Source organism: Candidatus Symbiopectobacterium sp. (genome assembly GCF_020054415.1).
Taxonomy (GTDB): Bacteria; Pseudomonadota; Gammaproteobacteria; order Enterobacterales; family Enterobacteriaceae; genus Symbiopectobacterium.
Window position 1 is genome coordinate 1 of record NZ_JAHWCO010000572.1, and the last position, 17,239, is coordinate 17,239.

Sequence of the window (17,239 nt, forward strand, 5' to 3'; positions counted from 1 at the left end):
CCATAAAGGCTGCGGATTCCCTTGACGTAAAATCAGTATGTTAAATCCAGAGCGTGGTGATGCATCCCGGAGCGATCAGCATTTTAATCCAAAACAGGCGTGTCATAACAGCATTATTCCCTATTATTCAACAAAGCCCAATTCAAGGGCAAAGCGATAAATGGTAAGCCTGTTTAGAGGGGTGCGGTGACTATTTGGGGTTGCATGTTAAGCTGCTGCCTTAATTTCTCTATTTCTGATCGTAACGGCTGCACTATCGCTCCTAGCTGTCGCGTGATTTCCTGCTGGATACTTTCTTGTTGTTCTGGTTTATCAGGGAGTAACGAGTTGCACCCGCTCAGTGATTCTGCTTTTCTTGCAGCCAAAATTGTTATACCGATAAATTTAATTTCATTCATATAATCGTATAATTTTGCAAAAGCGTCAGTGAATTCAATGTATTCTGTTTTCTTCGACTTTTTATAGCACTCATTTATTGCATCACGAATACTAAGTGACCCAACGGTGCAGGAAATAAATAATAACACTCCACGCAGGGCAATAAATAATAGGGGGACTGCAATAGACAGCGTCGGAATGGCTATAGGCAGAATAAATACGGTGGCTGATAACGCCATAGCGATAATTGAAAGGGCTATTCCAACCACCATCCGCTTGGAAAAAAAGCATCTTTGAGATGCATCACCATGGATGATTCTGTCGCTCTCCCTGATGTCTGACAAGGTATTGAAGAACAAATCCGCAATGTATTCAATTTCCTTTATTTTTTCTTTCAATTCAGGTGTGATGCGATTTGAAGCCGATTCGTCATGGTGCAGCGCTAAGATTTCTTCCACAACCTCGAGATCAATTTCGCGTAACTTTATCTGGCACTGTAAGATATTTTCATAGGTGGCAGAATCACTGGCAAAATGTCGGGAATAATTCTTTTCCATCAGCGCAGCCCGTAATGCCGGGAACTTCTCCCATTTCTTTTTGGTGAATGTATTACTGATATTACTGACATGAAGTAATTTTTGTGGCCACGCGGCTTTATCGGGGTTTATCTGCGAAGATTTACCCATGAAGGTAGCATCTTGACTCTGGTTTAATGGCTGGTAGTTGTCCATTGAATGAAACGGGTTAGCCTGAATTGATCCAGTGACACACATAGAACCCCCTCGAATAAATTGCCTGACTCATTTCATCTATAGGTTTATCTGAGAGCGGTTTTTTGTCACTCGGGTATTTACTGGGGGGGGCGTATTTTTTCATGTGAGCTACAGCAAAAATTGGTTATTTTATCTTGGCAGCAAAACGGACAACCTGGGGGTCGTGTATTCAATGAGTTGATGTAGCATCAAACGTAGTACTCGCGTTCGATGTAAGTACCGATGCTCCTATCGTGCATTTCGGATGATTTTGAATACCCGAGCGTCTTGCGATTGACCCGTTGCAATAGGTCACACAGTGTCAGATGTGCACGCTCAATACGCTGTGTATACAGCTTGCTAACAATGTGTTTTACTTTTGGAAGTTCGTCGTTGTAAGCCCTGTAGCCGTCCGTGTTTGCATGACTGACGACGGTAACGCTGATGGCCACTTTTGCCATAACAGTGTTTTTTCACAGGAGATGTCTGTTCACAAAACGGGCATCTTACATCAACTTTAGCCACTGTATTCCACATCCAAAACCGGACATTCACACTGCAATCAACATATTGAATACACGACCGCGTTTGAACCGTATAACCCTGTGATTCAACGCATGAGTATACGAAAAAACATTACTTTATTCTTTGTTTATAAATAACAGAAACCACTCGATATGGATACGTTAAACAATGCCGCACGAAATAAAGGTACAAAATATGAAGTTTTGCACGCGCAAGAATGACGGAAGAAATAAAGATATAATGCGGCCGAGCCGATAAATCAGCCCGGCCCACAGATTACGGATGAGCGACGAAACCTACCGCGTCGTACACTTTTTTCAGCGTCGCAGTGGCTTTGAGACGCGCTTTTTCAGCACCGTCACGCATCACCTGTTGCAAGAAAGCTTCATCGTTGCGGAAATGATGATAGCGCGCCTGCAACTCGGTCAGCATACCGGAAACGGCTTGTGCGACCTTGCCCTTCAGGTGGCCATACATTTGGCCTTCAAAGGCTTTTTCCAGTTCAGGAATCGGTTTTCCCGTAACCCCGGACAGAATATCCAGCAGGTTGGATACCCCTGCCTTGTTGGCAATGTCATAACGCACTACTGGCGGTTCATAGGAATCCGTCACCGCACGTTTGATTTTTTTCACTACTGTTTTCGGATCTTCCAGCAGTCCAATCACGTTATTGCGGTTGTCATCGGACTTGGACATTTTTTTAGTGGGGTCCAGCAGCGACATCACACGCGCGCCGGATTTGGGAATAAACGGCTCTGGCACTTTGAAAACGTCACCGTAGAGCGCATTGAAGCGCTGAGCAATATCGCGGCTCAATTCCAGATGCTGTTTCTGATCTTCACCCACTGGCACTTGATGGGATTGATACAGCAGAATATCGGCCGCCATCAGCACCGGATAGTCAAACAAACCGGCAGTGATGTTGTCGGAATAGCGCGCTGATTTGTCTTTGAACTGCGTCATGCGGCTCAGTTGACCAAAGTAGGAATAGCAATTTAGCACCCAGCTCAGTTGCGTGTGCTCTGGCACATGAGACTGAACGAAGATGGTGCTTTTCTGCGGATCAATACCACAGGCCAGATAGAGCGCCAGCGTATCCAACGTTGCTTTGCGCAACTGCTGGGGGTCCTGACGCACCGTGATGGCATGCAGGTCAACGATGCAGTATATGCAATCGTAATCATCCTGCATGTTCACCCACTGACGTAATGCACCTATGTAGTTACCAATGGTAAGTTCACCGGACGGCTGTGCACCGCTAAAAACTATGGGCTTATTCATGCTGACGCTTCCTGATTTTTTGACGTAAGTGGCACCACCAGGGGCAAAAGTTGTGAGAAGCGCTCAAGCACCACGTCAGGTTGACTCAGCGCAATGGCTTCTCCGTAGTTATAGCCATAAGTCATGCCCACGTTCGGGCAACCTGCGGCCTGTGCAGCCTGAATATCGTTGCGCGAATCGCCGACAAACAACAATTCGGATGCCAGTAACCCCTGCTGTGCCAATACCAGATAGAGCGGCGCAGGGTGCGGCTTTTTCATTTTGACATCATCACCGCCAACAATATGGCTAAACAACCCGGCAATACCCAGCGTCTCCAGCAGCGGCGCGACAAAAGGCGTCGGCTTATTGGTGACTAACGCCAGCGGGTAGCCCCAGTCAGCCAGTTGGTTCAGCGTGGCGTGCACGTCGGGAAACAGTGTACTGCCGCTGTCCACCGTTTGCGCATAGTAGCGATCAAACAGTTCGCGCGCCGTGCGGGTATCTTGCGCCGTAGGCGTCATTCCCGACCAGCACAACGCCCGTTCCACCAGCTCATCAGCACCGTTGCCGATCCAGGTAGCAACGCGCGCTTTACCCGCCTCAGGCAGATTCAGCGCTTGCAGCGCCATATCAACGGCATCCGCCAAACCCGGCGCGCTGTCGACCAGCGTGCCATCCAGATCGAAAGCCAACCCGCGAACCATATTGATGTCAGCCATGAGATACCTTACTCAATTCACTGCGCATGTTATCAATGACAGCGCGATAATCGGGGTGACCGAAAATAGCAGAGCCTGCCACGAACATATCCGCACCGGCTTGCGCAATCTGGGCAATGTTATCGACTTTTACACCGCCATCCACTTCCAGTCGAATGTCATAGCCGCTCTCATCGATGCGTTGGCGCACCTGACGCAGCTTATCTAACGTGCCGGGAATAAAAGATTGCCCGCCAAAGCCAGGATTGACCGACATCAACAGAATGATATCCAACTTATTCATTACATAATCAAGGCAACTGAGCGGCGTCGCCGGATTCAGCACCAGCCCGGCTTTGCAGCCGTGATCCTTGATCAGTTGCAGCGAGTGATCGACATGCTCGGAGGCTTCCGGATGGAAGATGATAAAGCTGGCACCGGCTTCGGCGAAATCGGGAATAATACGGTCTACCGGTTTCACCATCAGATGAACATCGATAGGAGCGGTAATGCCGTAGTTGCGCAATGCTTTAAGCACCAGCGGCCCGATAGTCAGGTTGGGAACATAGTGGTTATCCATGACATCGAAGTGAACCACATCGGCTCCAGCAGCCAGCACACTGGCGGTGTCTTCCCCTAACCGGGCAAAGTCGGCCGATAAGATGGACGGAGCGATCAAGAAAGGCTTCATTCGTATCTCCAAACAGTTTGTAGGATAACCAGCGCTATGCGCGCGCATCGGGTATTAACGCAGTGGCGCACCATAGAGCGCCAACAGCTCATTAACCTTGCTCCGCCCCATGATATTGCGACTGATGGTGCGTCTCGCCCTTACCACATACAGCACCGCATCCTGATACCACGCTCGAGTCAGCTCTGTATCATGGTTGGATATCAGTACGGGAATGGCACTATCCACCGACAACCGATACGCCAGCGTCGCCAGGCTATGTTGATCGATGTTCTTGAAATTATTCGTGTGATACGCCGTAAAATTCGCCGTTGCGGAAAGCGGAGCATAAGGAGGATCGCAATAGACCACCGCTCCTTGCGTTGCTTTGAGCAAAGTCTGCTGATAATGCTCACAAACAAAAGTGGCATTGCGCGCTTTGAGGGCGAACCAGCGTAACTCCTCTTCGGGAAAATACGGTTTTTTGTAACGGCCAAAGGGCACGTTGAATTCGCCCCGCATGTTATAGCGGCACAATCCGTTATAACAGTGGCGATTCAGATACAAAAACAGTACCGCACGACGATAAGGCACCGCACAAAGATTGAACTCATCACGCAACAGATAAAATATTTCCGCCACGTTGTACTCATCGGTGAACAGTTCGCGCGCGTCACGAATGAAATCGTCGGTTTGCGTCTTAACGATATCGTAGAGATTGATGAGGTCACTGTTAATGTCCGCCAAGATGTAACGGTCGTATTCCGTATTCAAAAACACCGAACCGGCCCCGACAAACGGCTCAATTAAACAGTCTCCTTCAGGTAGATAGCGGCGAATCTCTTCTACCAGCGGATACTTCCCACCAGCCCATTTTAAAAAAGCGCGGTTCTTCTTCATGCCGTCGTTAGCTACTCATTACATTTCAGAGCCGCGGATTGTACTCTGTGTCAGACAGCACATCAGGGCTAAAATTGGTGTTACTTATTCAAGTCCTGCTTCACCTGACAGATCGGCTTAACCCATGGTTTTTGTGCCTGCACGGCCGCAGGAAGCGATGCCGCCGCCTGTTTCGCTTCCGCAGAAGAAGCGTAAACACCGTTCACCAATACATACCAAGGCTTACCGTCCCGCTTGGTTTCATAAACCCAGGCGTTGGGTAGGTTGTGCTGTGTGGCGTAAGCTTTCAGCGTATCTGAACGTGATGCACTGCTCAATTGCAGTGTGAAATGGCTGGAGGGTGCATTCTGAATCGATCCCCCCTGCTCTGAAACCGTCGCCTTGTTCCCAGAGGATGTCGGCTTGCCTGATGTCATCGGCACTTTTTGCGCTGGCGTTAGGGCTGATTTGCTCTGTGCGGCCTTATCCTGAACGTTTTTAGCATGTGCAGCCTTCTCCTGCGCCGTCTTCTCTGAGACGTGCGGCGGGTTTTTCGCTGAAGGAACCACATTAGCAGGCGCAATCGGCAGAGTAGTTACCGGCGAGGAGCCCGAGGTCGCTCCTTGCGAGAAGGCGTTAACCTTCTCTTGCTGCGTCGAAAGCGCATCCGCCATGTTGCCCGGCAACTCAACACGCTGCTGCCTGACAGGCGGAGGCGTGACTTGTGCTTGTGTCGGTGAACTTGCGACCGGCGGCGCATTCAAGGTTTGCGGCTGACCCGGCGCGGTAGCGTTCCCTGATGCGGCGTCCCCTTGGGCGGGCGTTACCTGCGCCATCGAAGAAGAAGAGGATAAATCGATACTCTTCTCACCGTTACCCGACGCTGCCGTTGGCGCGCCTTCTGCCGGTTTAGACGGCGATTGCAAGGCTGAGCCTACGCCAATGATCAACAACACCAGCACCACGATCCCGATACCAATCATCAAATGTTGACGAGAGAGCGCTAACTGCGGCGCAGAAAGACGGGAGCTGCGTTGCTGACGTAGTGGCCGCCGATCGCTGGTATCCGGTTTTAACGCATCTTCTGGTTTAAATCCTTCCATTTAAACCCCTCCAACTATAAAAAACATATACCCGCTGCGCGGTAAGCGAAGCGAATTGTTGAATTATAAGACATTATCTTCTATTAACAATCAGCGTGAATATGTCTGCAAATACCCGAAAAACCGCATTCACGCCCGGCAATCAGCGATAGACGCCAACACAATATCGTGGGATACGCCGCCACGTACTTCCGAGCGTCCAATTGCGGTAGGTAAAACCAGGCGCAGCTCGCCCGCCTGTACCTTTTTATCACGCACCATATGGGGAAGATAAGATTCTGGCGACATCGCATCCGGACCCTGAATCGGCAATCCTGCACGCTCGAGCAATGCGCGAATACGATCGATGTCCGACACGCTGAACTTGCCTAGCCTTCTCGCCGCGTGCGCGGCCATCATCATGCCCGCCGCCACCGCTTCACCGTGTAACCAGTTGCCATACCCCATTTCAGCTTCCATTGCATGACCATAAGTATGACCCAAGTTAAGCAGCGCACGCCCCCCGCTTTCGCGTTCATCCGCAGCCACCACCTCGGCTTTCAGTTCACAGCAACGGCGAATGCAGTAAGAGAGCGCAGCAGGCTCCAGCGCACGGACAGCGTCAAGATTATTCTCCAACCAAACGAAGAACTCGCCATCAAGAATAATCCCATATTTGATCACCTCTGCCAGGCCGGAGGAAAACTCCCGGGCCGGTAAGGTGCGAAGACAATCCAAATCGATAACCACAGAAGCGGGCTGATAGAACGCACCAATCATGTTTTTACCGAGCGGATGATTGACCGCCGTCTTCCCGCCGACAGAGGAGTCAACCTGTGATAGCAGCGTTGTAGGTACCTGAATAAAGCGTACGCCACGTTGATAGCTGGCGGCAGCAAAGCCCGCCAGATCGCCAATCACACCACCACCCAGAGCAACGATCGTTGTGTCCCGACCATGGGGTTTTTGCAGCAATGCGGTAAAGACGTCGTTCAATACCGTTAGCGATTTATACTGCTCGCCGTCTGGCAATATGACGTGTTCGACTTTCACGCCAGCCTGTTCCAGCACACGGCTCACGGCTTCAAGATAGAGCGGAGCTAGCGTCTGGTTTGTCACCAACATCACCTTTTCGCCCGCGGTCAGCGGCATAAAAGAAGCCGGGTCAGCAAACAACCCAGCGGCTATCGTAATGGGATAGCTGCGTTCCCCTAATGTTACGGTAATTCTTTCCATGCGCGTGGTTCACCCGCTTGGCCCCGGAGCTCAGGGCGATGTTGTTACTCAGTTGCTATCCAACATACTGATAATCTGGTTGGCAACCACCTTGGCGCTCTGCTCATCAGTGCGAATGGTGACATCAGCAATTTCTTCATACAGCGGGTTACGCTCTCTTGCTAACGCCTCCAACACTTCGCGCGGCGGATCCTCTACCTGAAGCAAAGGACGCGTTTTGTCACGCTGTGTGCGCGCCAACTGTTTTTCAATGGTGGTTTCCAAATAGACCACAACGCCGCGCGCAGACAGGCGATTGCGCGTCTCGCGTGATTTTACTGAGCCACCTCCGGTAGCCAGTACGATACCCTGTTTTTCGGTCAATTCGTTGATGACTTTTTCTTCGCGTTCGCGAAAACCTTCTTCGCCTTCGAGATCAAAAACCCAGCCCACATCAGCCCCGGTGCGTCGCTCAATTTCTTGATCGGAGTCGAAAAACTCCATATTGAGTTGCTGAGCTAACTGACGGCCAATAGTGCTCTTGCCGGCACCCATAGGCCCAACCAGAAAGATATTGCGTTTCTCTGCCATGTTTTTTGGTGTTACTAAGACTATTCGTTAATGATAACCCGCCCCGCCAATCAACCCAGCGGCGGGACCTAAACTGAAACCTCATGAGCGATAGTTCGAGAATCAGACAGAAAATTATCTCAATACTCAGGGGCATTTGGCAACCGAATAAAATGTCTCGCCCCGCGCCAAACAGCAAAAAGCGTATTAATTAGGCATCTTTCGGTAAGATAATTCCGCTTCGACAGACCGCAGCGCTCAATGTGCTAACCTTGTATGCTAAATCCAGCGCAGCGTCAAACTGAGAAAGCGGAAACGGGTAAAACGTGGATCGCCGAGCATACCGTTATACACCTATCACGACGAAGCGGCGACCAATGTCGGAGTGATAAAAATCACTATTTCACGCCGCCTACGCTCAGTTCTTTGATGTTGAAACAGTGAACCCAGCAGCGGTACTTTTCGTTCCCCTCGATTTTTTTGTTGTTGAAAAATCCCACCCAACACAATCGTCTCACCATAAGACACCGGGTCGTGTATTCAATGAGTTGATGTAGCATCAAACGTAGTACTCGCGTTCGATGTAGGTACCGATGATCCTATCGTGCATTTCGGATAATTTTGAATATCCGAGCGTCTTGCGATTGAGCCGTTGCAATCGGTTACGCAGTGTCAGATGTGCACGCTCAATACGCTGTGTATACAGCTTGCTAACAATGTGTTTTACTTTTGGAAGTTCTTCGTTGTAAGCCCTGTAGCCATCCGTGTTTGCATGACTGACGACGGTAACGCTTATGGCCACTTTTGCCATAACCGTGTTCTTTCACAGGAGATTTCTGTTCACAAAACGGGCATCTTACATCAACTTTAGCCACTGTATTCCACATCCAAAACCGGACATTTCACACTGCAATCAACATATTGAATACACGACCGGCTTTTTAATGGATGCGAACAGCAGAAATTAAAAAGTGGCGTGAGGCGAGTAAATTCCATTTCGTAGAAATGGCTAATTTGCGTCGCCCGAACCCACCCTCGAGCGTTCACCCCAAGGGGAACCGAGCAGGGCGGGGGGAGCAGAATAAATTTTGCCGCCCCAGCGAGCAAAAAGACGCGCCCACGCGTCGGTTTATTTGGGGGGCTTGCCCCGCACACCGTTTGCGTTGGGGGTAATGGCGTCCAGCCACGCCATTACCCCCATGTGCCAGGCAATAAGGGAGTCCAGCACGCATGAACTAGCGCACGCCGTTTTGTACCGGGAAATGTATTTCCCGGTACAGGGCTGCATTGCTGCCACCGCATTCGCCTCACACTCTCCCCGCATACATTCGCCCCATATCATGGGTCGAAGTCATGGGGTGAGAGCATGGGGCGAGCAACAAAAGTAAACTGTCGCGCTTCGCTTGCCTTCTCCCGAACCGTTACCGACCTAGTTCGATAACGGTTCGGGAGATCCTGTTTTACTTTAACGATCTTCTGATTTGCGGTAACGGGAAGGCCAGATTTCCGCAGGCGAAACCCCCAGCGCTTCCGCAATCAGCTTTTCCCCTTTCGGCCAGTGTTTTGTTAACGCGTTTGCCAGCGTGGAATACGCTAACCCCGCTTCTCGGGAAACTGCTGCCAGTGTTGTTCCCTTCTTTCTTAACCCGGCGATGATATCTGCCGGGTGCCAATCCTTATCAATCATCTCTGTGATCCTTATTTTGCAGCCTCACATTACACATCATTTGTTCAGAAAGTCTAAACAAATACAATGTTAAGTAATGCTAAACACTAAGTCAATGTATGATCATTGATGGTGTAATGGATGCTGCCTACTCGTCTCAAAGCCGCCCGACTACGGGCTAATCTAACTCAGGAAAAATTGGGAGTTCTTGCAGGCATTGAGGAAGAAACTGCGCGCTCTCGCGTGTCTCAATATGAAGGAGGAATACATCGTCCGACGTTTGAAATGATGTGCGCATTTGCAAAGGTACTTAATGTGCCGGAATGTTACTTTTACACCGTTAACGATGATTTTGCTGAGATGATTCTGGAGCTTTACCTTAAACATCAAAGTCATTCTTAACGAATGCAAATAAATCACCTCCTATATTGTTCAGTAAATCTAAGCAACATACATGTAAAGTAGTGCTAAACATGCTATCAATGTCCTTATTGATGGTGTCATCATGCTGCCCATTCGCCTTAAAACGGCTCGTTTACAAGCCAATCTCACTCAAGAAAAGCTAGGCGTACTGTCTGGCATTGAAGAAGCCACTGCACGATCACGCACATCCCAATATGAAAGCGGTATACATCGCCCAACATTTGAGATGATGTGCGCATTCGCGAAGGGGTCGTGTATTCAATATGTTGAATACACGACCGATGTACGGCTTCTGCGTGAGGGAAATCCCGCTGAATGCGGCTCATCGTGCTGTCATGATGCTCAGGTGCTCTGCCGGGAACGGAGAGTAAGCCGCTGGGCTTGTTGACCACAATAATATGTTGATCCTGGTACAACACGTGCAGCCAGGGATCGATGGGCGGGTTATAGGGTTCCATGATGGCTCCTGCGGCGGCAACGGAGAGGCCGTTGCCGCCGGCATTATTGACTACTGGTGAGAGACCACCACCAAACGAATGGCATCCAGCCGCCAGTTAGCCTGATGCAGATTGAGCAGCACCTGTTCCCGCTGTGTTTCCAGCGCCAGCAGTTCATCGTCACGGATGTTCGGGTTAACCGCCTTCAGGGCTTCCAACCGTTCCCGTTCGCTGCGCAGTTGCAGATCGGCCTGCTGTTGCGCATCTATAATCAATTGCTGCGCCTGAGCGGCCACCAAGGGTTCGGCCTGCTGCAACATACTGTGAACGTCGGCTTGTACCGCATTCACTAATTTGCTGGAGGTATGGCGGTTTACCGCGTTGAGCTGGCGGTTAAAGCTTTCAAACTCTACCTGCGGAGCCAGATTTTTACCGGTCCGATCCATCAGTAAACGTAACGGTGTCGGCGGCAGGAAGCGGGTCAACTGCAACTGCTTAGGTGCCTGTGCTTCCACCACGTAGACCAACTCAGCCAGTAGCGTCCCCACGGGCAGCGCTTTGTTTTTCAGCAGTGACACGGCACAGCTACCGGTATCTCCGGACAAAATCAGATCCATGCCGTTGCGGATCAGCGGATGTTCCCAACTTACAAACTGTGCATCTTCCCGCGACAGCGCCTGCTCACGTTCGAAGGTGATGGTGCAGCCATCCTGCGGCAAGCCGGGAAAATCCGGCACCAGCATATGATCGGAAGGTGTGAGAATAATCAGATTATCGCTGCGATCTTCCTGATTCACGCCGACAATATCGAACAGATTCAGAGCGAAAGTGACCAGGTTGACGTCGTTGTCCTGTTCCTCGATGGATTGAGCCAGCATCTGCGCGGCTTCACCGCCGTTGGAGTGCATTTCCAGCAGGCGATCACGGCCGAGTTCGAGCTGCGCTTTCAGTGCATCGTGCTGTTGACGGCAGGTACGAATAAATTCATCCAGCCCGTCACTCTCTGTGGGAACGCTCAGGCGCTCAATCAGCGTGCTGTAATGGGCATCATAAATGGTACGGCCTGTTGGACAGGTATGTTCGAAGGCATCGAGCCCTTCGTGATACCACAGTACCAGAAGCGCCTGTGCGGTGTTTTCCAGGTAGGGAACCAGCACCTGAATTTCTTGCGTTTGACCGATACGATCCAGACGTCCGATACGCTGCTCCAGCAGATCCGGATTAAACGGCAGATCGAACATGATCAGGTGGCTGGCGAATTGGAAGTTACGCCCTTCGGAACCGATCTCCGAGCAGATCAGTACCTGCGCACCATCTTCTTCCGAAGCAAAATAGGCTGCCGCGCGATCGCGCTCAAGGATAGACAACCCTTCATGGAATACGGCAGCGCGAATTGCTTCACGCGTGCGTAATACCTGCTCAAGCTGCAAAGCAGTAGCGGCTTTGGCGCAAATCACCAATATCTTTTTGTCGCGATTGGCGGTCAGGTAACCGAGCAACCACTCAACGCGCGGATCAAAATTCCACCAGGTAGCATCGTCCCCTTCCAGCATTTGGTAAATCTGCTCCGGGTACAGCATGTCGCGCGCGCGTGCTTCCGGCGTTTTACTGCCGCTCATGATGCCGGAGACTTTAATAGCCGTCTGGTATTGCGCGGGCAGCGGCAACTTGATCTGGTGTAGCACACGCTGCGGGAAGCCTTTCACACCTTGGCGCGTATTGCGGAACAGCACGCGGCTAGTGCCGTGTCTGTCCATGAGCATGGCAATCAGTTCCTGCCGTGCGGTTTGGCGATCGGCGGTGTCGCTATTGATAGCTTTGAGTAGCGGTTCGCAGTCTTGCTCGCTCAGCAATTCGGTGAGCAGGTTCATCTCATCTTTGCTGAGGTTTTCATCGGCAAGCAGGAGCGCAACGACATCCGCCACCGGACGATACTGCTGCTGTTCTTTAACGAATTCACGGTAGTCGTGGAAACGATTTGGATCTAACAGTCGCAAGCGAGCAAAGTGGCTCTCCTGGCCGAGTTGCTCAGGGGTTGCAGTCAGCAGCAGCACGGCAGGAATGCGTTGTGCCAACTGCTCAATCGCTTGATATTCAGGGCTAGGGGCGGCTTCGCTCCAGGCGAGATGGTGTGCTTCATCGACCACCAGTAAATCCCAGTGGGAGGCGAGAAATTGTTCAAAGCGTGCCGCATTTTTCTGAACAAAACCCAGGGAGCAGATGATTAACTGCTCGGTCTCAAACGGGTTACTGCTGTCGAGTCGGGACTCGGCATAGCGATCATCATCAAACAGGGAGAACAGCAGGTTAAAGCGACGCAGCATCTCCACCAGCCACTGATGTTGCAGGGTTTCCGGTACCACAATCAGCACGCGTTCAGCGCGCCCGGCCAGCAATTGCTGGTGGATAACCATCCCTGCTTCAATGGTCTTGCCCAGACCCACTTCATCGGCCAGCAGTACGCGCGGCGCGTGGCGTTGACCCACTTCGCGCGCAATGTGCAACTGGTGGGGGATCAGGCTGGCGCGCATGCCCCCCCAAGGCTGCAATGCTTGAGCCTGTTGGTGCAAACGCGTGTGATAGCGCAGGGCAAAGCGGTCCATATGATCGATCTGTCCGGCAAACAGGCGGTCTTGCGGCTTATTAAAGGTCAACTTGCTGTCCAGCATCGCTTCGCGCAGCTCTGCCGGTGTACCGTCATCAAGGCGTTCACCGATATAAACGATCAGCCCGTTTTCGTCGCGGGTTTCAGTGACGCTGAGCTGCCAGCCTTCGTGGCTGGTGACGGTATCGCCAGAATTAAACATGACACGGGTGATCGGAGCATCGCTTCTCGAATAGAGGCGATTTTCTCCGCTTGCAGGAAAAAGCAGTGTGACCATGCGTACATCCAGAGCAACAACCGTGCCCAGTCCCAGCTCGCTTTCCGTATCGCTGATCCAGCGTTGACCAAGTGTAAAAAGCATAAATTCGTAGCTCGATATTTGTCATTGTCGGGCATGTCGGACAGAGTAAAGCCTGTCGTTAATCCCTTTGGAGATGAATGAGTAGTGGTGGTAATGCATACCCGTTTTCAGTCAGGCATTAAAAGAGGAGTATGGTAATGGAAGGCGCGGCATTCGTCATCCATTCAACGCTTAAAATAATCCCATCTGGCCGGTAATCAGGCTGGAAAAATCATCCTGTAAAAACGGCAGAATAGCATCAGCCACCGGTTGCAGTTGGCGCTCGACGTAGTGAGTATAGTCCAGCGTAGAATGCCGGGTTTCCAAAGGCTCTGGGCCGTTGAGCGTCATCACATAGCTGATCCAACCGCCATTCTGGTATTGAAGCGGGCGACCTATCTGGCGGTTGTAGTCGTCAGCGAGTCGGGCGGCACGCACGTGCGGTGGTACGTTTTTCTGGTAATCACTCAGCGGACGACGCAGCCGTTTACGGTAGACAAGCAGATCGTCAAACTCGCCGTTCAGGGTTTTTTCGACATATTCTCGCAGCCAGGCTTGATACGGCTGCTGGCGGAAGATACGCGCATAAAGCTGCTGTTGAAACTGCTGCGCCAGCGGCGTCCAATCGGTGCGTACCGTTTCCAACCCTTTGTAAACGATTTTTTCCCCGTCAGGCGTCTGCGTCATTCCCGCATAGCGCTTCTTGCTGCCCTGTTCCGCACCGCGAATGGTGGGCATCAAAAAGCGGCAGTAGTGGGTTTCAAATTGCAATTCGAGCGCGCTGGTGAGCACTAACGTTTGTTGCAGGTGGTTTTGCCACCAGTGATTGACCAACTGGGCCAGATTACGGCCTATCTCGATGGCCTCATCATTATCATGCGGGCGTTTCAACCAGACGAAAGTGGAGTCGGTATCACCGTAGATAACCTGATAGCCCTGAGACTCAATCAAGGCGCGGGTTTGCTGCATAATCTCGTGACCGCGCAGGGTGATTGAGGAGGCCAGCCGCGGATCGAAGAAACGGCAGCCGCTGGCACCCAACACGCCATAGAAAGCGTTCATGACGATTTTCAGCGCCTGCGAAAGCGGTTTATTCCCGGCACGCTTGGCGGCATCGCGTCCCTGCCAAATCTGCTCGACAATGGCGGGCAGGCAATGCTGCTGGCGCGAGAAGCGGGCACCACGAAAGCCGGGCACTGACGCGTCGTCGTCCGGCTGTTGCATGCCGCAAATCAAACCCACCGGGTCGATAAGAAAGGTACGGATGATCGAGGGGTACAGGCTTTTATAATCGAGCACCAACACCGAATCGTACAGCCCAGGAGATGAATCCATGACAAAGCCGCCGGGGCTAGCCTCCACGGCAACTTCGCCCAGATTAGGGGCTACGTAGCCAAGACGATGCATGCGCGGTAGATACAGGTGGCTGAATGCGGCGACCGACCCGCCGCTGCGATCCGCCGCCAATCCGGTGACGGTGGTGCGTTCCAGCAGGAACGGCATCAGCTCGGTTTTTTCAAAAATGCGCGTGACCAGCTCACAGTCCTGAAGGTTATAGCGGGCGAGGGCGGGTTTATCGTGTGCAAAGCGCTGCTCGATTTCATCCATGCGCTGGTAGGGATTATCCGACAGTTTGCCTTCCCCCAGCAGCGTCTGGGACACGTACTCCAGACTAAAAGAGGGAAAATTCCAGGTAGCGGATTTCAAGGCTTCAATGCCGTCTACAATCAGCCGCCCTGGCGTACTGGCGAAGAAATGCCCCTGTTTGAAACCGTGCTCGCGCCACTCCAGTTCCTGATTGCCCCGGCCCAAGCGCAGCGGGATGCGATAACGCTCGGCATGTTTTTGCAGCACACGCAGATCAAACTGCACCAGATTCCAACCGATAATGACATCGGGATCGTACTCTGCAAACCAGGCGTTGAGTTTCTCCAACAATTGCGGGCGACTGTTGACATATTCCAGCGCAAATTCAGGGGCAGACGGAACATCATCGTGCTCAGGGCCCAGCATATACACCTGACGCTGCCCACACCCTTCCAGCCCGATGCAGTAAAGCTCACCGTGTCTGCTGGTTTCGATATCGAGCGACACCAGCTTTAATCTGGGTCGATAGTCAGGGCTGGGCTTCATCTGAGCGTGAACCACCGCATTCGGCCCGGCAGGCTGACCGCTGAACCACACCGGCGCGGTGATAAAGCGCTCCATCAGATAGCGATCGGGGGGGCGGATGTCCGCTTCATAAACGGTAATGCCCGCTTCCTGTAATCGCTTTTCCAGTGCCAGCAGTTGGCGGTAATGAGAACAATAGAGGCCCAGCAGCGGCTGGTGGTGGAAATCTTGCAACATCAAAGGGCGCAACGAGGGGGGACGCTGCTTACGGGTCACTGAAGTATCGGTATTCAGCAGCACTTCAGTGCGCGCCTGCTGCTGCGCGGGAATGAAGGCTACTGCCTGTTGCGGTGGCAATGAAACCAGCACCGGACCACCGTCAGTGGCGAGCCAGAGATCAATCTGAATGCCAGCGGGGGTGTCATGCCAGTGGCGGGTAAGAACAAACCCCTGATACGCCTGCACCACGCGTGAATACCTCAGCCAAAAGAGAAGTATTAAGTATGGTTATATATACAGTTATAGTCTAGCGTTATCTTCACTCCCGCAATCTTCAAGCACCTGGAGCCAGTACCACGCGATTACGACCTTCCTGCTTGGCGCGGTAGAGCGCTTTATCAGCCAACTTCAGTGCCTGATCGATGGTAAAATCGCCGTTTTTTTCTGCGCGCCACAGAGAAACGCCCAGTGAAATGGTGATATGACCCGCAGGCGATGCCATCGCCTCTGTGCTGGTGCGCAGCCGATCAGCGATCTGCTCGGCAATTTCCTGCGACGTTTCCGGGAGCAGCACTAAAAATTCCTCGCCGCCGCTGCGGCATAAAATATCGCTGTCGCGAGAACCATCTCTTAACTGCTCCGCGATAAATTTGATGACTGCATCCCCTGTATCATGACCGAAGGTGTCGTTAACACGTTTAAAATGGTCGATATCCAGTGCGATAATGGAGAAATCCCGGTGCAGGGTATGCCAATACTTCAGAATAGTGTCCAGCCCACGGCGGTTGTAAAGGCCGGTCATGGGATCGGTTTGCGCTTCGAAACGCAGTTTGCCAATCTTTTGCTGTAACAGATTGATCCCAATCAGCATGGCCTGTTTGAGTTGTGTGGCCTCAAAATACCAGGATGGAATCTTGTCGATATCCTCGGAAATATCGTTGGCATCCATCTTATTGGCGCTGCGCGCCAGCAACCAAACGCACAAAATGGTCAGCAGTGCCAATGGCAGGGTGTGGCGCAGGACGTTGAACATCAGCACTTCAAGTGGCTTCAATGTTTCTAACGTTGGCCGCAAGGCGACAACTTCCCAACCCGTGGCGGGAACGATGGCAAAGCCTGCCAACATCTTCTCGCCGACGTAGTTCACCATTTGTTGGCTGCCGTTCGTCGGGCCTTGATGCGGGACCACCAGATTATTGGTTTCCGTTTGCCCAATACGCCCGTTATCTTTGCGATAGAGCATGCGCCGCTGGCTGTCAGTCACATAAATTGTATTAGTCGCGACTAGATCTGACACTGGACCTTGAAAGGTTGAGAGTTACCGGTTTTGATATGGGTGTCTGATCCTTAAACAAAACGCGAGGTAACTCTCATGCTTCATACTAACAATCCCATTATCAAACAC

General features: G+C 51.7%; 15 protein-coding genes and 6 pseudogenes. 5 read left to right on the top strand and 16 right to left on the bottom strand.

Going from position 1 to position 17,239, the window contains the following annotated elements; genetic code table 11:
* Positions 1-37: 37 nt before the first annotated feature.
* On the top strand, positions 38-160 hold the full coding sequence (locus QZ506_RS16645; protein ID WP_291972595.1) for a hypothetical protein: 123 nt from the start codon (positions 38-40) through the stop codon (positions 158-160).
* 13 nt (positions 161-173) lie between these two features.
* Here QZ506_RS16645 and QZ506_RS16650 read toward each other — a convergent pair whose 3' ends face one another.
* On the bottom strand, positions 174-1,151 hold the full coding sequence (locus tag QZ506_RS16650; RefSeq protein WP_291972597.1) for a hypothetical protein: 978 nt from the start codon (positions 1,149-1,151) through the stop codon (positions 174-176).
* Positions 1,152-1,339: 188 nt separating this feature from the next.
* A pseudogene (locus QZ506_RS16655) lies at positions 1,340-1,607 on the bottom strand (IS1 family transposase).
* Between QZ506_RS16655 and QZ506_RS16660 the strand changes: the two are divergent.
* The gene (locus QZ506_RS16660) at positions 1,575-1,739 is read left to right on the top strand and encodes a hypothetical protein (protein WP_291972599.1); all 165 of its coding nucleotides are present in this window, start codon (positions 1,575-1,577) and stop codon (positions 1,737-1,739) included. The pseudogene QZ506_RS16655 and the gene QZ506_RS16660 overlap by 33 nt on opposite strands.
* Before the next feature lie 192 nt (positions 1,740-1,931).
* On the opposite strand, the gene trpS is transcribed toward QZ506_RS16660, so the two are convergent.
* From trpS to QZ506_RS16705, 9 genes and pseudogenes are all read right to left on the bottom strand, one after another.
* A complete protein-coding gene (trpS, locus tag QZ506_RS16665) occupies positions 1,932-2,936 on the bottom strand; it encodes a tryptophan--tRNA ligase (protein WP_291972601.1) in 1,005 nt (334 codons plus the stop codon).
* Entirely contained in the window at positions 2,933-3,637 is a 705-nt protein-coding gene (locus QZ506_RS16670; protein ID WP_291972603.1) for a phosphoglycolate phosphatase, read from the bottom strand. The genes trpS and QZ506_RS16670 overlap by 4 nt, the downstream gene beginning before the upstream one ends.
* Positions 3,630-4,307, bottom strand: a complete 678-nt coding sequence (rpe, locus tag QZ506_RS16675) for a ribulose-phosphate 3-epimerase (RefSeq protein WP_291972604.1) — start codon at positions 4,305-4,307, stop codon at positions 3,630-3,632. The genes QZ506_RS16670 and rpe overlap by 8 nt, the downstream gene beginning before the upstream one ends.
* Positions 4,308-4,361: 54 nt before the next feature.
* Positions 4,362-5,186, bottom strand: coding sequence for an adenine-specific DNA-methyltransferase (gene dam, locus QZ506_RS16680; RefSeq protein WP_291972606.1), 825 nt, complete (start codon positions 5,184-5,186; stop codon positions 4,362-4,364).
* 80 nt (positions 5,187-5,266) lie between these two features.
* Complete coding sequence (locus QZ506_RS16685) at positions 5,267-6,268, bottom strand: SPOR domain-containing protein (protein WP_291972608.1); 1,002 nt, start codon at positions 6,266-6,268, stop codon at positions 5,267-5,269.
* A 129-nt stretch (positions 6,269-6,397) separates the two neighbouring features.
* Positions 6,398-7,483, bottom strand: coding sequence for a 3-dehydroquinate synthase (gene aroB, locus QZ506_RS16690; RefSeq protein WP_291972609.1), 1,086 nt, complete (start codon positions 7,481-7,483; stop codon positions 6,398-6,400).
* Between the two features lie 48 nt (positions 7,484-7,531).
* Positions 7,532-8,053, bottom strand: coding sequence for a shikimate kinase AroK (gene aroK, locus QZ506_RS16695; RefSeq protein ID WP_291972611.1), 522 nt, complete (start codon positions 8,051-8,053; stop codon positions 7,532-7,534).
* A gap of 336 nt (positions 8,054-8,389) precedes the next feature.
* A pseudogene (locus QZ506_RS16700) lies at positions 8,390-8,560 on the bottom strand (type IV pilus secretin PilQ); the annotation flags it as partial.
* A gap of 31 nt (positions 8,561-8,591) precedes the next feature.
* A pseudogene (locus tag QZ506_RS16705) lies at positions 8,592-8,907 on the bottom strand (IS1 family transposase).
* Between QZ506_RS16705 and QZ506_RS16710 the strand changes: the two are divergent.
* Complete coding sequence (locus QZ506_RS16710) at positions 8,827-9,000, top strand: hypothetical protein (protein ID WP_291972614.1); 174 nt, start codon at positions 8,827-8,829, stop codon at positions 8,998-9,000. The pseudogene QZ506_RS16705 and the gene QZ506_RS16710 overlap by 81 nt on opposite strands.
* 497 nt (positions 9,001-9,497) lie before the next feature.
* Here QZ506_RS16710 and QZ506_RS16715 read toward each other — a convergent pair whose 3' ends face one another.
* Entirely contained in the window at positions 9,498-9,719 is a 222-nt protein-coding gene (locus QZ506_RS16715) for a helix-turn-helix transcriptional regulator (RefSeq protein WP_291972616.1), read from the bottom strand.
* A gap of 120 nt (positions 9,720-9,839) precedes the next feature.
* On the opposite strand from QZ506_RS16715, the gene QZ506_RS16720 reads away from it, so the two are divergent.
* Positions 9,840-10,100: a helix-turn-helix transcriptional regulator gene (locus QZ506_RS16720; protein WP_291972618.1), complete on the top strand. Its 261-nt coding sequence runs from the start codon at positions 9,840-9,842 to the stop codon at positions 10,098-10,100.
* A 103-nt stretch (positions 10,101-10,203) separates the two neighbouring features.
* Positions 10,204-10,368 (top strand): annotated as a pseudogene (locus tag QZ506_RS16725) (helix-turn-helix domain-containing protein); the annotation flags it as partial.
* Positions 10,369-10,399: 31 nt separating this feature from the next.
* Here QZ506_RS16725 and QZ506_RS16730 read toward each other — a convergent pair.
* From QZ506_RS16730 to QZ506_RS16745, 4 genes and pseudogenes are all read right to left on the bottom strand, one after another.
* Positions 10,400-10,579 (bottom strand): annotated as a pseudogene (locus tag QZ506_RS16730) (bifunctional tRNA pseudouridine(32) synthase/ribosomal large subunit pseudouridine synthase RluA); the annotation flags it as partial.
* A 50-nt stretch (positions 10,580-10,629) separates the two neighbouring features.
* Positions 10,630-13,524 (bottom strand): RNA polymerase-associated protein RapA, encoded by a 2,895-nt coding sequence (gene rapA / locus QZ506_RS16735; protein WP_291972620.1) that lies wholly within the window; start codon positions 13,522-13,524, stop codon positions 10,630-10,632.
* A 171-nt stretch (positions 13,525-13,695) separates the two neighbouring features.
* On the bottom strand, positions 13,696-16,083 hold the full coding sequence (locus tag QZ506_RS16740) for a DNA polymerase II (protein WP_291972622.1): 2,388 nt from the start codon (positions 16,081-16,083) through the stop codon (positions 13,696-13,698).
* A gap of 85 nt (positions 16,084-16,168) precedes the next feature.
* A pseudogene (locus QZ506_RS16745) lies at positions 16,169-17,083 on the bottom strand (GGDEF domain-containing protein); the annotation flags it as partial.
* Positions 17,084-17,239 lie beyond the last annotated feature (156 nt).

Coding starts and splice junctions, on each gene's coding strand:
- QZ506_RS16645 (WP_291972595.1), top strand. CDS start 38: ATGTTAAATCCAGAGCGTGGTGATGCATCCCGGAGCGATCAGCATTTT.
- QZ506_RS16650 (WP_291972597.1), bottom strand. CDS start 1,151: ATGTGTGTCACTGGATCAATTCAGGCTAACCCGTTTCATTCAATGGAC.
- QZ506_RS16660 (WP_291972599.1), top strand. CDS start 1,575: ATGGCCACTTTTGCCATAACAGTGTTTTTTCACAGGAGATGTCTGTTC.
- trpS (WP_291972601.1), bottom strand. CDS start 2,936: ATGAATAAGCCCATAGTTTTTAGCGGTGCACAGCCGTCCGGTGAACTT.
- QZ506_RS16670 (WP_291972603.1), bottom strand. CDS start 3,637: ATGGCTGACATCAATATGGTTCGCGGGTTGGCTTTCGATCTGGATGGC.
- rpe (WP_291972604.1), bottom strand. CDS start 4,307: ATGAAGCCTTTCTTGATCGCTCCGTCCATCTTATCGGCCGACTTTGCC.
- dam (WP_291972606.1), bottom strand. CDS start 5,186: ATGAAGAAGAACCGCGCTTTTTTAAAATGGGCTGGTGGGAAGTATCCG.
- QZ506_RS16685 (WP_291972608.1), bottom strand. CDS start 6,268: ATGGAAGGATTTAAACCAGAAGATGCGTTAAAACCGGATACCAGCGAT.
- aroB (WP_291972609.1), bottom strand. CDS start 7,483: ATGGAAAGAATTACCGTAACATTAGGGGAACGCAGCTATCCCATTACG.
- aroK (WP_291972611.1), bottom strand. CDS start 8,053: ATGGCAGAGAAACGCAATATCTTTCTGGTTGGGCCTATGGGTGCCGGC.
- QZ506_RS16710 (WP_291972614.1), top strand. CDS start 8,827: ATGGCCACTTTTGCCATAACCGTGTTCTTTCACAGGAGATTTCTGTTC.
- QZ506_RS16715 (WP_291972616.1), bottom strand. CDS start 9,719: ATGATTGATAAGGATTGGCACCCGGCAGATATCATCGCCGGGTTAAGA.
- QZ506_RS16720 (WP_291972618.1), top strand. CDS start 9,840: ATGCTGCCTACTCGTCTCAAAGCCGCCCGACTACGGGCTAATCTAACT.
- rapA (WP_291972620.1), bottom strand. CDS start 13,524: ATGCTTTTTACACTTGGTCAACGCTGGATCAGCGATACGGAAAGCGAG.